Here is a 14,013-nt window from a genome sequence, read left to right as displayed (position 1 = left end):
CTCTACCGAGGTAAACAGCACATGACCACAGTTCAAGTTTGCGCTTTGATCGTTCTGATCTTACTTGTTGGCCTCACCTATCGGGCAGGCTATCGCGGCGGCCTGATCGATGGCCGCATCGAAGGCATCAACGAAGGCGCGGCCATTAAGCAGTCAGATATCTCGGGGACAATCCAGGACCTGAAGCGATCGCTTAATCAGGCCCAAGACCACTACAAGCAACTGTACGCCCACTATAAGCGCGCCTTAGCAGCCTCAAAACTCGGGGAGTCAGAACGTCAGACCCTGCTGGCCATCGCAGAAAAACTGCGAATCGCGGCCGCGACATTCAGCGCATTCCGTACAGGTAAAAAGCTCGAACGAGACACCCTTATGCTCCGCGACCAAGCACTCGCCATTGCAACCCTTCTGGAGCCGTCAGCACAGGAGGCTGCATGACTGCCCTTCGCCGAACAGTCCGGATCCGCCGCGGGCAAATGCCACCTCTCGATTTACAAACCATCTGCGACAAGTGCGACAAGTCGCGAGCACATGGCAACCACCAAAAATGCAGCAAGCAGCGTCAGGCCGAAAGCATCGCAAGGCGCGTAGGGGAGAAAACACAATGAGCGCAGCAGAAAAACTCGATATTCACATCACCCCAGGCGCCTGGTTCCGCCAGGATCTGCTGTACCCAGTGTTCGGTCTGAGCACGGAAGCTGTACGAAAGTACCGCACCAGAGGGCTCTGGCTCGAAGGCAAGCACTGGCGCAAGGATCCGGCCAACGTGATCGTCTACAACCGCGCGGCCATTGAATGCTGGATGGAAGGGAAACTATGACCGATAAGATGCCGACCGGCGTTGAAATGAACGGCAAGCAGTTGCGCATCTGGTTCATCTTCAACGGCCAACGGTGCCGAGAACCCTTGGACGGGATCTCGAAAGTGAACAAGGCAGCGATCGCCTACGCCGACAACAAGCGCCGTACCATCCTCGCGGAAATCAAAGAGGGCCGTTTCGACTACGCGGCCCACTTTCCAAACTCGCCCAGGGCTGCCATGTTCACTGGCACTGGCGGCCCTTCGCTAAAGCGCACCGTGAAGGAAGGCATTGACCGCTGGCTGGAGGTGCAGCGCGCACTCAAAGCTTCGAGCACCGTCGTCAACTACGTCAGCAAGGCTGGGCACGTAAATAAAAAGTTCGGCAAACGCCGGATCGTCGACATCAGCAAGAGCGATATCGAGTTGTTTCAAGCGCAGTTGCTCAAGCAAGGCTTGGCCCCGAAGACAGTAAACGACATTTTCACCGTTGTCCGAGGGGTCTGGGCTGACGCCTTTGGCGACGGCATCCTGAAGGCCAACCCGCTCGATCGGATCAGCAATATCGGATCTGACGTCGACCTGGAGCATGCTGACCCGTTCAGTCGCACCGAGATTGAGTTAATCGGCAAAGCGGATACAGACCGGAGAGCTGACGCACGGATGATTGAGTTCAACTGCTGGGCCGGACTATCCCTGTCTGAGCTCATCGGGCTTGCCGTTGAAGACATCGATCTTGAAGCCGGCCTGGTACACGTGCGCCGGGCATTAGTCGTGGGAGAATTCAAAGTCCCCAAAGAGCGCTCCAGGGTAAGAGTCGTTGAGCTGATAGAGCCTGCTCTCGCACTTATGAGAGAGATTGTAGCCGCCGCTAAGGATGCACCAGCCGAAGAGATCACTGTTATCCAGCGTGACAACATCACTTCAAAGAAAATGAAAGTGAGGTTTCTATTCCGCAGCTCTACAAGCGGCTTGCTATGGAGTGGGAAGACTATAAGCAACTGGTTTACCGCACATTTGGAAAAAGCAGGGATTCGCCACCGTGGTGCCAACCAGGCCCGCCATACATTCGCTAGCCAGGCACTGTCTAGCTACGTTCCAATTGAGTGGGTAGCCCGTCAACTAGGACACAGTGACACAACAATGGTACGCAAGCACTACGGGCGATGGATCTCAAAGGACACCAAAAGCATGGCAGGCATTGTTTCCAAAATGATGGGAGTCAATCAGGCGACAATTGAATCGTCGTCGACCCCAATCGATAAATAATCCGTTTTCTGCTCGATCAATTGAGTTCGTATATCAGCAAGGCGCGTCGCGTGAAACCAAGCGTCGACCCCATCATAAAAAACTAACGCCATACATTTGCGCGCTGCCAACCAGAAAGCTTTATCATTTGGCGGCGTTTCTTTTTGCACCACACCGACATTATCAAAAAGCTTAATAAAACATGCAGCCATCTTTTTAATATGATCCACCCCATGTACCACATCTCGCTGTAAATACAGGTATTCAACATCAGCAAAGAAGTGCTCTACACGCGCCTTATCCTTCAAAAAATAAGATTTATTGATCACTGTTTGAATATTGGTAATAAACTGCCACAGTATTTCTATTTCGCTAAATTTCGGATCATCGAATTTGCAATGCTCCAAATCGTAACGGCGGGTTTCGAGTGGCTCCGGCTCCAACATCCTTATACTATCGCCTTCCCATCCGCCATCCTCAGTTGTCGTCTTAGACTTGCTCCATCCTGGCAAACGGTCGTACCACTGAGACCGAGCATCCATTCTCGCTTTCTGCGCAGCCCACAGCATAAAGTCAACAACCTGCAGACCGGGCTCTAATTTGTCCGACACCTCAAAGGTAACCTTCGGATAGTACTTAACGATAAACGGCGATACATATGCATTTCGCGCCAGATCAAACCAAAGATCCGGCCACCACTTCGTCAGTAAAGCACCAACATTCAGACTACCTCGCTGTTCAAATACGAATGTTAATTCCGTAGTGCGAGAAAACAAGCCCACTACAGCCAGCTTAGAGGCAAGATCATACAGATCTTCTTTTGATGAGAAAGAGTGTTTGTTTGTGTGGAACACATGAGATTTAAAATCGCCCTTCACGTGCTTAGAAATAGCTTTGCATAAATGAGAGTGTGCATTCTTACTATCATCAGCCGCGTGAAAAAACGATCGCTGCAACGTTCGATCATCCATAGGGGTCTGCACAGAATCGAGCCGATCTGGATCATTTCGAAGATTCTCTAGCGCTTCATCAATGACAGCTCGCTCGATCCTAATGGGCGTGATCAAGCAAGCATATCCACTGAATCGACCTTCTCCGAACTCGGTTTCATCCAGATACACAAACATTCATGCTTCCCTTTCGAAATAACCTACGGCCGAATGGCTGCCAAAGAATACGACCGAACGCACTAAACCGAAACCTCACATGATGGCCAGCAACAGCCTACCGCGGCCCAATGCCAAGAGAATATGCCCTAAAACTGCCCTAACCCTAGCCACTAAAACGAAAAAACCCCCGTAATCACCAATGATTACGGGGGCTTCATCATGTTCAATAATGGCGGAGAGATAGGGATTCGAACCCTAGGTACCGGTGAAGGTACAACGGATTTCGAATCCGTCCCATTCGGCCACTCTGGCATCTCTCCAACGGCGCGCATCATAACAGCATGATTCGTGGATGCAAAGCGCCTAAGCGATTTTTTTCCGTGCTATCAGATGCTTGCGTCGATTACAGCGGTACGCCGAGACGATTGGCGACTTCTTCGTAAGCTTCGATAACGTCACCGAGGCCCTGGCGGAAGCGGTCTTTGTCCATCTTCTTCTTGGTGTCCTTGTCCCACAGGCGGCAGCCGTCCGGGCTGAATTCGTCGCCCAGGACGATGGAACCGTCGTGGAACACACCGAATTCCAGCTTGAAGTCCACCAGCAGCAGGCCTGCGTCGTCGAACAGCTTGCTCAGTACGTCGTTGACCTTGAGGGACAGCTCTTTCATGCGAGCCAGTTGCTCAGCGGTGCCCCAGCCAAATGCCACGACGTGGGATTCGTTGATGAACGGGTCGCCCTTGGCGTCGTCCTTCAGGAACAGTTCGAACGTGTAAGGGTTGAGCTTGAGGCCCTCCTCCACACCCAGGCGCTTGACCAAGCTGCCGGCGGCGTAGTTACGCACGACGCATTCGACCGGGATCATGTCCAGCTTCTTCACCAGGCACTCGTTGTCGCCCAGCAGTTTGTCGAATTGGGTCGGAATGCCGGCCTCTTCGAGTTTCTGCATGATGAAGGCGTTGAACTTGTTGTTCACCATCCCCTTGCGGTCCAGTTGTTCGATGCGCTTGCCGTCGAACGCCGAGGTGTCGTTGCGAAACAGCAGGATCAGGCGGTTGGCGTCGTCGGTCTTGTAAACCGACTTGGCCTTGCCGCGGTAGAGTTCTTCACGTTTTTCCATGATGGGCTCCGCTTTGAGTGAGGTGGGCTAGGCGATATGTCGCCAGTCGAGCCCTGAATCTTGATCGGCCAATTGCAGCCAGTCCGGGTCGCACCCGAGGGTGTCGACAAAACATTGCCGGGCAAGCGTCGGCAGGTTGTTCTTGCTGCTCAGGTGGGCCAGGACCAGGTGTTGCAGGTCTTGCCAGCCCAACTCATACACCAGGTACGCCGCCTGGTGGTTGTTCAAATGTCCCAGTTCGCCGCCCACCCGCTGCTTGAGAAAGTAGGGATAGTGACCGCGAGCCAGCAGGTCTCGGCAGTGGTTGGACTCGATCATCAAGGCATCGAGGTCGCGGTAACCGTCCAGCACCTTGGCGCAGTAGGAGCCCAGGTCGGTCAGCACGCCGAAGCGTCGCTGGCCATCACTGAATACATACTGCGTCGGCTCCTGAGCGTCGTGCGCCACGGCAATCACATCAATGCTCAAGGCACCGATTTGCAGTTGCTCACCGCCAGCCAGGAAACCTGCGGGCTCAATGGGCTTGCGCATCCCGCGCAAGGTGCCGCGACTCAGGTACACCGGAAGATTGTAGCGCCGAGACAGCAAACCCACGCCATGCACGTGATCGGCATGTTCGTGGGTCACTAGAATAGCGCTCAGCTGCGTGGGGTGAACCCCCAGGCGCAGCAGGCGCCGCTCGGTTTCTTTTAACGAGAAACCACAATCCACCAGTACGTACGTGTCGTCGTGGGCGACCAGCGTGCCGTTCCCTTGGCTACCGCTACCGAGAACAGCAAAACGCATCGGATCAGCCCAGGTTGTCCTGAATTACGCCCAACACTTTGCGGGCTGTTTCAGCCGGCGCAACGGTGTTGATGTTCTTCTCAACAGTGACTTGCACAGTCTCGCCAACCTTGCTCAAACGAACCTGATAACGCTCGGCGCGGGTCTCGATTTCTTCCTTGGTCGGCTGGCTGCCAAACAGCTTGCCGAAGAAACCAGGCTCGTCGTCTTTGCGCTCGGCCTTTTCAGCCACGTTGATGTAGTAGAGGCCGAGGCTACGGTTGATGTCTTCAACACGCCAAGGGCCTTGCTCCAACGCGCGACCGACGCTGGCCCAGGCGCGGTCCAGGTCTTCACCCAGGTTCAGCACCACGTTGCCACTGCCGTCCTCGGTGAGGCTGACGCGACTCGGGGTGTCGTAATCACGTGCGGCGAGCAGGGAAACGGAACCGCCCTTCTCGGAAATACGGCTCATGCTGGCCAGCATCTCGTCGACCAGTGCCGAGTCAACGCCGGTATTGACCGAACGGTTGGTGAAGGCGACGTTGGCGGTGCTGCCGGCAGGACGCTCGGCACTCACCACGTAGACTTCACTGGTATTGCGCTGCACGCCTGGCTCGATGCGAACACGCACGCGGGCTTCGCTGTCAGCCGCTACACCACCGGCTTGCAAACGCTTGGCCATGGTGGCGGACAGTTCGCTGCCTTGCTGCCATGCCGTGGTGAATTCGCCGGTCTGCGGGCGCTGCTCGTCGATGCGGAAACCGTTGTCCTGGAAGAACTGCACCGCCACTGGCCAGACTTCAGCAGGTGGGCGCTGAGCAACGATCCAGCGGGAATCACCGCTCTTCTGAAGGCTGTAGTCGCTGGCATCCGCCACGGCCGAGATCGGCTGTGGACGTGGCACTACGTATTCACCCTTGGTGGTGTCGTCGGCAACGTTGCGTGGAATCGGCAGCAACGGGTCAAGACGCTTTGCAACGTTGACGTCCGGCGGCAACTGCATCGGTTTGGTTGCTTGTGCTTCCAGGTAATCGCTGCCGCGGTCACGGAAGTAGCCTTCCGGGCCCCAGATCCAACCGCAGCCACTGGTGCTGGAGATAATCAAGGCAAGTGCGGAAAGTCCGGCCAATCGCTTCATGCGTAGTGCTTCCTCAATTAAACCAGGACGCCGGACTGGCGCAGGGCCTGTCGCAGCGGTTCGTGACAGGCTTCGCTGAGACGGGTGAGCGGCAGACGGATACCGTCCGGCATCAAGCCCATCTCGAACAGCGCCCATTTCACGGGAATAGGGTTGGATTCGATAAAGAGTGTCTTGTTGAGCGGCATCAGCTTCTCGTGGATCGCACGGGCGGTCACGGCGTCGCCAGCGATGGCAGCAGCGCACATGTCACTCATGGCACGTGGGGCCACGTTGGCGGTCACGGAGATGTTGCCCTTGCCACCCAGCAGGATCAGCTCGACAGCCGTGGCGTCGTCACCGGAATACAGCAGGAAGTCGCTGCTCACACCGGCCAGGATGTCCTTGGCGCGCTGCAGGTCGCCAGTGGCTTCCTTGATGCCGATAATGTTCGGCACGGTGGACAGGCGGATCACGGTCTCGGCCTTCATATCGCACGCGGTACGACCCGGCACGTTATAGAGGATCTGCGGGATGTCGACGGCTTCGGCAATGGTGCGGAAGTGCTGGTACAGGCCTTCCTGGGTCGGCTTGTTGTAATACGGAGTCACCAGCAGGCAGGCGTCGGCGCCAGCCTTCTTGGCGTTTTTGGTCAGCTCGATCGCTTCGCGCGTCGAGTTGGCACCCGTACCGGCGATCACGGCGATGCGGCCCGCAACACGCTTGACCACGAACTCAATCACCTGGATGTGTTCTTCCACATCGAGGGTGGCCGACTCACCTGTGGTGCCGACCGCCACAATGGCGTTGGTGCCTTCTTGCAGGTGGAAGTCCACCAGTTTGCCCAGGCTGTCCCAGTCGAGATGACCTTGTGCATCCATGGGTGTGACCAGTGCCACCATACTGCCCGCAATCATGCAACCGCTCCTGCCGGAAAAAGAGAGCCGTAATGGTACTGGCGCCAAGATGCTTGTACAAGCGAAGTACCGCGTGAGGATGCGTTCTGGGGCAACTAAACGATGGGCAATGCCATCATTGGACGAAAGCACGGGTTACAGCAGGCTGGAATCATGCCGTTCACGTAATGAAAACGCCACCTCCTATCCCTTGGCGGCGCTTTTCGCTACCCTTCATGCTTTGATCGATACGGCCCTCATGGTATCGACCGCTCATCGTTTAGGAAGGCTGCATGTCCACCCCCACAGTTCGCGAACAATTCCTTGTTATCAGTGCCCTCGGCGCCAACCCCATGGAGCTGACGAACGTCCTGTGCCGCGCCAGCCATGAAAACCGCTGCGCCGTCGTGACCTCCCGCCTGACACGCCATGGCGAGTGCAGTGCGCTGGTCCTCCAGATCTCCGGCACCTGGGACGCCCTGGCACGCCTGGAAACCGGCCTGCCGGGCCTGGCCAAGAAACATGACTTCACCGTCAATGTAGTGCGTAGCGCCGCGCTGGAAAACCGTCCCCAGGCCCTGCCTTATGTGGCTTACGTCAGCTCGGCGTACCGCTCGGACATCGTCAACGAGTTGTGCCAGTTCTTTATCGACCATAACGTCGAACTGGAAAACCTGACCTGCGACACCTACCAGGCCCCGCAAACCGGCGGCACCATGCTCAACGCCACTTTCACCGTGACCCTGCCAGCCGGCGTGCAGATCAGTTGGCTGCGCGACCAGTTCCTGGATTTCGCCGACGCACTGAACCTCGACGCGTTGATCGAACCATGGCGCCCACAGAACCCAATGTAAGGAAGTATTCATGGCAGTAGTCATCGACCAACCCATAGCCGACTTCGAAGCCCAGGCCACCAGCGGCCAGACTTTTAGCCTTGCGGCCCTCAAGGGTAAGCAGGTGGTGATCTACTTCTATCCGAAGGACAGCACCCCCGGCTGCACCACTGAAGGCCAAGGCTTCCGTGACCAGTACGCCGCGTTCCAAGCGGCCAACACTGAAGTGTTTGGCGTGTCGCGCGACAGTGTGAAGTCCCACGAGAACTTCAAAGGCAAGCAGGAATTCCCTTTCGAGCTGATCAGCGACAAAGACGAGGCGGTTTGCCAGCTGTTTGATGTGATCAAACTGAAGAAGCTTTACGGCAAGGAATACTTGGGTGTGGATCGCAGCACCTTCCTGATCGACAAGGAAGGCGTGCTGCGCCAGGAATGGCGTGGCGTGAAAGTGCCAGGGCACGTGGATGCTGTACTGACAGCAGCGCAGGCTTTGAATAAGGTCTGAGGATGTGAGAGGGGGAGCAGGCTCCCCCTTTCCCTTTCAGAGCAAAGGCGCCACCACTGGCTCCTGGCGCGGCCACGCATCCAGCACTGCCTTGAACAGCGTCGCCAGGGGAATTGCAAAGAACACCCCCCAGAATCCCCATAGCCCACCAAACAACAATACCGCGCAAATGATCGCCACCGGATGCAGGTTGACCGCCTCCGAGAAGAGCAACGGCACCAGCACGTTGCCATCCAGGGTCTGGATGATCCCGTACACCGCCATCAGGTAGATGAACTGGTCGCTCCAGCCCCACTGGAACAAAGCGATCAGCGTAACTGGTACGGTCACCACTACCGCGCCGACATAGGGCACCACCACTGAAATACCGACCAGCAATGCCAACAGGGCCGCGTAATTCAGGTCCAGGGCAATAAAAGCGATGTAGGTAACGCCGCCGCAGATAATGATCTCGATGACTTTGCCACGAATGTAGTTGGCGATCTGCCGGTTCATTTCCTCGGCAACCCGAGTAATTAGCGCTCGCTCACGCGGCAGGTAGCCACTCACCCAGCGACCGATCATTGCGCGATCCTTGAGAAAGAAGAACACCAGGATCGGGACAAGCACCAGGTAGATCATGATATTGACCAGCAGCGGCAAGCTGGACAGGGAAAACGTCAGCGCCCATTGCCCGAATTTCCCGATTTCGCCGCGCGCCACTTCAATGGCCTGCAACACCTGCTCATCCGATACCAGATGCGGGTAGCGCTCCGGCAACAGCAGCAACAGCGACTGCCACTTGGCGAGCATGCCCGGCAACTCGTTGAACAGCGTTATCAGTTGGTGCCACAGCAGCGGCAACACCACCACGATAAACACCACCAGCAGGCCCATGAACAAGGCGAAGACCAGCCCCACTGCCGCACCGCCTGGCAAGCGCAAACGCTCAAGGGTGGTGACCAGGCCCTGCATCAGGTAAGCGAGCACCATCCCCGCAAGTACGGGCGCCAGCATGCCACCCAAGGTGAGGACTGCGGTAAAGGCCAAAAACAACAGGACGGCTAGTACCACGGCTTCTTCATCAGAAAAGTAGCGCTGGATCCAGTCTCGTAACACTTTGAACATCAATCAACCTCGGGTGGTAGGGGCAACGGCTCAGGCCTTGCGCAACCAGTAACGGTACACACCGGCGGCATCTTCTTCATGCAACAACGTGTGGCCGGCCAGTTTGGCAAATGTGCGGAAATCCCTCTGGGAACCTGCGTCCGTTGCGGTCACCTTGAGCACGGCACCGCTGGTCAATCGGTTGAGTTCCAGCTTGGCCTTGAGCAAGGGCAACGGGCAATTGAGGCCGCTGGCGTCGAGCTCGGCATCAAAGGCTACAGCGTCGGTCATGGTTTTACTCCGGGCAAGCGTTCGGGGTGCTTAGAATATCTGGTCCGAAGCTCAGTGTCCGGCTACAGTAAGCTCTTTGTCGAAAGGCTATGTGCATGACTTTTTTGCGCCCCACCCTGCTGACGCTGGCTTGCCTGCTGGCCTCTCCAGGCTTCGCTGACGACCTGCCGTCGCTTGGCGACGCCAGTTCTGCCATTGTCTCGCCACAACAGGAATTCCAACTGGGCCGTGCCTGGCTGGCCTACCTGCGCGGACAGGTTTCCCAACTGAACGACCCGCAACTCAAAGATTACGTCGAAACCAGCGTGTATAAGCTGGTAGAAACCAGCCAGGTGAACGACCGACGCCTGGAGTTCATCCTGATCAACAGCCCGCAACTCAACGCGTTTGCCGCGCCAGGCGGTATTGTCGGCGTGAACGGCGGCCTGTTCCTCAACGCCCAGACCGAAGGAGAATACGCCTCGGTGCTGGCGCACGAATTGGCTCACTTGTCACAGCGTCACTTCGCCCGTGGCGTTGAAGCGCAGCAGCGCATGCAGATCCCGATGATGGCTGCTCTCCTCGGTGGCATCATCGCGGCAGCCGCCGGCGCAGGTGATGCGGGCATTGCTGCGATCGCCGGCACCCAGGCGGCGGCGATCCAGGAACAACGGCGGTTCTCTCGGCAGAATGAACAAGAGGCTGACCGTATCGGTATCGTCAATCTGGAGAAAGCCGGCTACGACCCGCGCTCCATGCCGACCATGTTCGAGCGATTGGGGCGTCAATACCGCTTCGACGCCAAGCCACCAGAATTCCTGTTGACGCACCCGGTCACTGAATCGCGGATCGCCGACACCCGAAACCGAGCCGAGCAATCCAAGCCCGGCGGAAAGGAAGACAGCCTGCGCTATCAACTGATTCGCGCACGGGTGCAGCTGCAATATGAGGACACCTCAGGACTCGCCGCCAAACGCTTCCAGGCGCAACTGGACGAGAATCCGAAAAACGATGTGGCGCGTTATGGCCTGGCCATCGCCCAAATCAAGGCCTCACAATTCAAGCAAGCGAGAGATAGCCTGCAAACGCTGCTGGCCAAAGCGCCCAATGACATCACTTATAACCTGGCGCAAATCCAGCTGGACATAGACAACAGCCGTCTAGCCGACGCCCAGCAACGCACGGATCGGATGCTGACCCAATACCCCGGCAACTATCCGCTGAATCAGATCCGAGTCGACCTGCTGCTTAAACAAAATCGTACCGCGGATGCGGAAAAGGCCCTGGATGGCCTGCTCAAGTCTCGTCCGGACGATCCGGACGTGTGGTATCAAGTCGCCGAGACACGCGGGTTATCCGGCAACATCATCGGCCTGCACCAGGCGCGCGCTGAATACTTTGCTCTGGTGGGCGACTTCCAGCAGGCGATACAGCAACTGGACTTCGCCAAACGCCGCGCCGGCAGTAACTTTCCATTGTCGTCACGTATCGACGCACGCCAGCGTGAGCTGATCGAACAGGAACGCCTGGTAAAAGGGATGATGAGCTAAACCCATCACCCACAAAAAAGCCCCGCCATCGTTGACCGACGGCGGGGCTTTTTATTGGCTTAGCGGATTACTCGGCCAGCTTGAAGGTAATGAAGCTGGCGCGCCCCTGACGCAGCACGCGCATCGACACCGAGCGATTCTTCGGCAACGCCTTGGCGATATCAGTGAACTGCTTGGTGGAGTCAATCGCCTGATTGTTCAGATGGGTGATCACGTCCCCCGGCTGCAGGCCGATCAACGCTGCTGGGCCATCCTGCACTTCCTTGATCACTACGCCGCCCTTGAGGTCGAAGCTTTTCTTCTGCTCTTCGGTCAGCTCAACGACTGCAATGCCCAGACGGTTGCTGCTTCGCTCAGCACCCGATTTGTTATTGCCGAGGGCGTCCAGAGTCGCACCTTCTTCAGGAATAGCGCCTACCGTCAGTTCAACGTTCTGGCGCTTGCCGTCACGAATTACTTCCAGCTTGGCCTTGCTGCCCGCCTTGAGTGCACCGACCAGGTGTGGCAGGTCGGCCGACATGACAATCGGTTGGCCATTCATGGTCAGGATCACGTCGCCGACTTGCAGGCCGCCTTTAGCAGCAGGGCCGTCGTCCTGGATCTGTGCAACCAGAGCACCAGCAGGCTTGTCGAGACCGAAGGACTCAGCGAGGTCTTTGTTCACTTCCTGGATCACTACGCCCAACCAGCCACGGCTAACCTTGCCACCGCTTTTCAATTGGTTGGAAACATCCATGGCCACGTCGATCGGAATAGCAAACGACACGCCCATGAAACCACCGGAGCGGGTGTAGATCTGCGAATTGATACCCACTACTTCACCGGCCAGGTTGAACAGCGGGCCACCGGAGTTACCTGGGTTGATCGGCACGTCGGTCTGGATGAATGGCACGTAGTTCTCATTCGGCAGGCTGCGACCAATGGCGCTGACGATACCCTGAGTCACAGTGTGGTCAAAACCGAACGGCGAGCCGATGGCGACTACCCACTGCCCGGCCTTGAGGTCCTGGGATTTGCCCAGTTTCAAAACGGGAAGGTCCTTACCGTCGATTTTCAGCAGCGCAACGTCGGAACGTGGATCGGTGCCCACCAGCTTGGCTTTCAGCTCGCTGCGGTCGGCCAGGCGCACGAGAATCTCGTCAGCGTCAGCGATCACATGGTTGTTGGTAAGGATGTAGCCATCAGGGGAAATGATGAAGCCCGAGCCCAGGGACTGCGCTTCACGCTGGCCACCACCACCGCCACGAGGCGTGCGCGGTTGTGGCATGCCGCGCTCGAAGAACTCGCGCAGCATTGGCGGCAGGCCTTCCAAGTCAGGCATCTGCTGGTTCGACACTTTGCGATCTGGCAGTTTCTGCGTGGTGCTGATGTTCACCACGGCCGGCGAGGCTTGCTCAACCAATTGGGTGAAATCAGGCAACTCGGCCGCTTGTGCAGGCAAGGCCTGGCCAAGCACCAGTACCGTGGCGACTATGGATAGGTAGGATTTCAAACGTGGTATCGACATACAGCTCCCGTTACGACGAGCAGGGTTGAGCGACAGGGTTCAAGAAACGCCGAAAACTGCGACCGACATTTTTGTTCCGCGAACAAAACAAGGCCAGAGCCGACAAGCCCTGACCTATAAAAAACATGGGAGATTTTTGCAAGTGAAAATGCTGATCCAGACATTTCATGCTCTCGGCAGCCAGCCTGACATGGACGTACAGTGGAAGAGCAGGATGAACATAGGATTAACAACTCACGGCTGGATGGTGGCCTTTTTTTCACCGCGCACCGACAGCGCGATACGCTCGGCGGTGCCTATAGGAATTTCACCAACTACCGTCACCATCATTTCGCCGTCCACCGTATTCAGCCGGCGGGACACAGCAACCGTGGGGCCCAATTGAGTGCGGGTTTCAGTCACGCTCACAGCGCTGATCGGCTCAAGAAATACCGAAAAACGTGCCAGCCCGTCTTCATACATCAAGCTGTCGACAGTGGCTTTGGTCTGAGCATCTTTACGGGCACTGCTATTGGTCAGTTGAAAACCCGGCGGCAACCATTCCAAATGCCAAGCCTGAGTGGGCTCTACTTCCGACGCCTTAGTATCTGAGATCGCGATAGACGTGCATTCACTGCTGGGCTGCAAATCACGATCGGTGGGCGAGGTAGAAGTATTCAAGCGTGTGAATTGAAAGCGCTCCAGTAACTGCCCTTGATCGTTCAGCAACAGGGACTTGAGCGGCAATGCGGTTTCACGATCCAGATGCAGCTCAAAGCCATAACGGTATTGATCACGTGGCGTGATCGAAACGATGACTGCATTACGGCCGGCCACGCGGGACTTGCCGATGATGGCCAATTCGTAAAATTGATTGAGTTTTTGCGGGTCAAGCGCTCGTGAGGGTGCATCACGCGAATTGCCAATGCCAGCAACCAGCGTGCCGCTGACACATTGGGTGCGGCCATCCACTCGCACAACTTCCTGGGCAGAACCATCGAGCTGCAAGAGCCGCTCGCGTACCTGACCATTCTGGACACGATGCCAGATGTCGTGGGTGGAAAAACTGCCGTTACGTTCATAGACGAACGTACCTTCAAAGCTTTGCTGCTGCTCTGCACGCCCAAGTCGAGTCAGCCAGTCTTGGGCTTCATCGGCATGGGCGGGTAGTGCAAACCAACCACTGAGAAACAGCGTAAGGAGCGGTATGGCGCGCATAATGCCCCTTAG

15 protein-coding genes and 1 tRNA gene are annotated in these 14,013 nt (G+C 56.8%); 6 read left to right on the top strand and 10 right to left on the bottom strand.

The features are described 5' to 3' along the window. The first annotated feature begins 21 nt into the window (after positions 1 to 21). From BW43_RS09605 to BW43_RS09615, 3 genes are all read left to right on the top strand, one after another. Complete coding sequence (locus BW43_RS09605; protein WP_032888571.1) at positions 22 to 438, top strand: hypothetical protein; 417 nt, start codon at positions 22 to 24, stop codon at positions 436 to 438. A 166-nt stretch (positions 439 to 604) separates the two neighbouring features. Further along, positions 605 to 820, top strand: coding sequence for an excisionase family protein (xisR, locus tag BW43_RS09610; protein WP_032888570.1), 216 nt, complete (start codon positions 605 to 607; stop codon positions 818 to 820). Continuing rightward, positions 817 to 2,067, top strand: a complete 1,251-nt coding sequence (locus BW43_RS09615) for an Arm DNA-binding domain-containing protein (RefSeq protein ID WP_050442848.1) — start codon at positions 817 to 819, stop codon at positions 2,065 to 2,067. Before xisR ends, BW43_RS09615 begins: the two co-directional genes overlap by 4 nt. Here the strand turns inward: BW43_RS09615 and BW43_RS09620 are convergent. The 6 genes from BW43_RS09620 to dapA all read right to left on the bottom strand — a co-directional run bounded on the left by BW43_RS09620 (position 2,025) and on the right by dapA (position 7,074). Then, positions 2,025 to 3,173, bottom strand: coding sequence for a DUF3800 domain-containing protein (locus tag BW43_RS09620; RefSeq protein ID WP_032888566.1), 1,149 nt, complete (start codon positions 3,171 to 3,173; stop codon positions 2,025 to 2,027). The genes BW43_RS09615 and BW43_RS09620 overlap by 43 nt on opposite strands. 212 nt (positions 3,174 to 3,385) lie before the next feature. Then, positions 3,386 to 3,475: transfer RNA gene (locus tag BW43_RS09625), tRNA-Ser, on the bottom strand. Positions 3,476 to 3,558: 83 nt separating this feature from the next. Further along, a complete protein-coding gene (gene purC, locus BW43_RS09630) occupies positions 3,559 to 4,272 on the bottom strand; it encodes a phosphoribosylaminoimidazolesuccinocarboxamide synthase (RefSeq protein ID WP_003172493.1) in 714 nt (237 codons plus the stop codon). Between the two features lie 27 nt (positions 4,273 to 4,299). After that, complete coding sequence (locus BW43_RS09635; protein WP_032888564.1) at positions 4,300 to 5,058, bottom strand: MBL fold metallo-hydrolase; 759 nt, start codon at positions 5,056 to 5,058, stop codon at positions 4,300 to 4,302. 4 nt (positions 5,059 to 5,062) lie between these two features. Continuing rightward, a complete protein-coding gene (bamC, locus tag BW43_RS09640; protein ID WP_032888563.1) occupies positions 5,063 to 6,178 on the bottom strand; it encodes an outer membrane protein assembly factor BamC in 1,116 nt (371 codons plus the stop codon). Positions 6,179 to 6,195: 17 nt separating this feature from the next. Then, a complete protein-coding gene (gene dapA, locus BW43_RS09645; RefSeq protein ID WP_032888561.1) occupies positions 6,196 to 7,074 on the bottom strand; it encodes a 4-hydroxy-tetrahydrodipicolinate synthase in 879 nt (292 codons plus the stop codon). Positions 7,075 to 7,346: 272 nt separating this feature from the next. Here dapA and BW43_RS09650 point away from each other — a divergent pair, with 272 nt between their 5' ends. Both BW43_RS09650 and BW43_RS09655 read left to right on the top strand, forming a co-directional pair. Continuing rightward, positions 7,347 to 7,907 carry a glycine cleavage system protein R gene (locus tag BW43_RS09650; RefSeq protein ID WP_003172487.1) on the top strand — a complete coding sequence of 187 codons (561 nt, stop codon included), beginning with the start codon at positions 7,347 to 7,349 and terminating at the stop codon, positions 7,905 to 7,907. Between the two features lie 10 nt (positions 7,908 to 7,917). Then, entirely contained in the window at positions 7,918 to 8,391 is a 474-nt protein-coding gene (locus tag BW43_RS09655; RefSeq protein ID WP_032888558.1) for a peroxiredoxin, read from the top strand. 36 nt (positions 8,392 to 8,427) lie between these two features. Here the strand turns inward: BW43_RS09655 and BW43_RS09660 are convergent, their stop codons facing one another. After that, complete coding sequence (locus tag BW43_RS09660; protein ID WP_032888556.1) at positions 8,428 to 9,498, bottom strand: AI-2E family transporter; 1,071 nt, start codon at positions 9,496 to 9,498, stop codon at positions 8,428 to 8,430. A gap of 30 nt (positions 9,499 to 9,528) precedes the next feature. Continuing rightward, positions 9,529 to 9,768, bottom strand: coding sequence for a sulfurtransferase TusA family protein (locus BW43_RS09665; RefSeq protein WP_032888554.1), 240 nt, complete (start codon positions 9,766 to 9,768; stop codon positions 9,529 to 9,531). A gap of 95 nt (positions 9,769 to 9,863) precedes the next feature. Between BW43_RS09665 and BW43_RS09670 the strand changes: the two genes are divergently transcribed. Further along, positions 9,864 to 11,297 carry a M48 family metalloprotease gene (locus BW43_RS09670; protein ID WP_032888551.1) on the top strand — a complete coding sequence of 478 codons (1,434 nt, stop codon included), beginning with the start codon at positions 9,864 to 9,866 and terminating at the stop codon, positions 11,295 to 11,297. Positions 11,298 to 11,364: 67 nt separating this feature from the next. Here the strand turns inward: BW43_RS09670 and BW43_RS09675 are convergent, their stop codons facing one another. Continuing rightward, a complete protein-coding gene (locus BW43_RS09675) occupies positions 11,365 to 12,804 on the bottom strand; it encodes a DegQ family serine endoprotease (RefSeq protein WP_032888548.1) in 1,440 nt (479 codons plus the stop codon). A 234-nt stretch (positions 12,805 to 13,038) separates the two neighbouring features. Further along, a complete protein-coding gene (locus tag BW43_RS09680; protein ID WP_032888547.1) occupies positions 13,039 to 14,001 on the bottom strand; it encodes a MucB/RseB C-terminal domain-containing protein in 963 nt (320 codons plus the stop codon). Positions 14,002 to 14,013 lie beyond the last annotated feature (12 nt).

The sequence above is a fragment of the Pseudomonas sp. RIT357 genome (assembly GCF_000632245.1).
Taxonomy (GTDB): domain Bacteria; phylum Pseudomonadota; class Gammaproteobacteria; order Pseudomonadales; family Pseudomonadaceae; genus Aquipseudomonas; species Aquipseudomonas sivasensis.
This window is presented reverse-complemented; position numbering and strand designations above follow the sequence as displayed.

What these genes read in the sequence shown, in the direction of transcription:
- BW43_RS09605 (WP_032888571.1), top strand. Translation starts at nt 22, where the DNA reads ATGACCACAGTTCAAGTTTGCGCTTTGATCGTTCTGATCTTACTTGTT.
- xisR (WP_032888570.1), top strand. Translation starts at nt 605, where the DNA reads ATGAGCGCAGCAGAAAAACTCGATATTCACATCACCCCAGGCGCCTGG.
- BW43_RS09615 (WP_050442848.1), top strand. Translation starts at nt 817, where the DNA reads ATGACCGATAAGATGCCGACCGGCGTTGAAATGAACGGCAAGCAGTTG.
- BW43_RS09620 (WP_032888566.1), bottom strand. Translation starts at nt 3,173, where the DNA reads ATGTTTGTGTATCTGGATGAAACCGAGTTCGGAGAAGGTCGATTCAGT.
- purC (WP_003172493.1), bottom strand. Translation starts at nt 4,272, where the DNA reads ATGGAAAAACGTGAAGAACTCTACCGCGGCAAGGCCAAGTCGGTTTAC.
- BW43_RS09635 (WP_032888564.1), bottom strand. Translation starts at nt 5,058, where the DNA reads ATGCGTTTTGCTGTTCTCGGTAGCGGTAGCCAAGGGAACGGCACGCTG.
- bamC (WP_032888563.1), bottom strand. Translation starts at nt 6,178, where the DNA reads ATGAAGCGATTGGCCGGACTTTCCGCACTTGCCTTGATTATCTCCAGC.
- dapA (WP_032888561.1), bottom strand. Translation starts at nt 7,074, where the DNA reads ATGATTGCGGGCAGTATGGTGGCACTGGTCACACCCATGGATGCACAA.
- BW43_RS09650 (WP_003172487.1), top strand. Translation starts at nt 7,347, where the DNA reads ATGTCCACCCCCACAGTTCGCGAACAATTCCTTGTTATCAGTGCCCTC.
- BW43_RS09655 (WP_032888558.1), top strand. Translation starts at nt 7,918, where the DNA reads ATGGCAGTAGTCATCGACCAACCCATAGCCGACTTCGAAGCCCAGGCC.
- BW43_RS09660 (WP_032888556.1), bottom strand. Translation starts at nt 9,498, where the DNA reads ATGTTCAAAGTGTTACGAGACTGGATCCAGCGCTACTTTTCTGATGAA.
- BW43_RS09665 (WP_032888554.1), bottom strand. Translation starts at nt 9,768, where the DNA reads ATGACCGACGCTGTAGCCTTTGATGCCGAGCTCGACGCCAGCGGCCTC.
- BW43_RS09670 (WP_032888551.1), top strand. Translation starts at nt 9,864, where the DNA reads ATGACTTTTTTGCGCCCCACCCTGCTGACGCTGGCTTGCCTGCTGGCC.
- BW43_RS09675 (WP_032888548.1), bottom strand. Translation starts at nt 12,804, where the DNA reads ATGTCGATACCACGTTTGAAATCCTACCTATCCATAGTCGCCACGGTA.
- BW43_RS09680 (WP_032888547.1), bottom strand. Translation starts at nt 14,001, where the DNA reads ATGCGCGCCATACCGCTCCTTACGCTGTTTCTCAGTGGTTGGTTTGCA.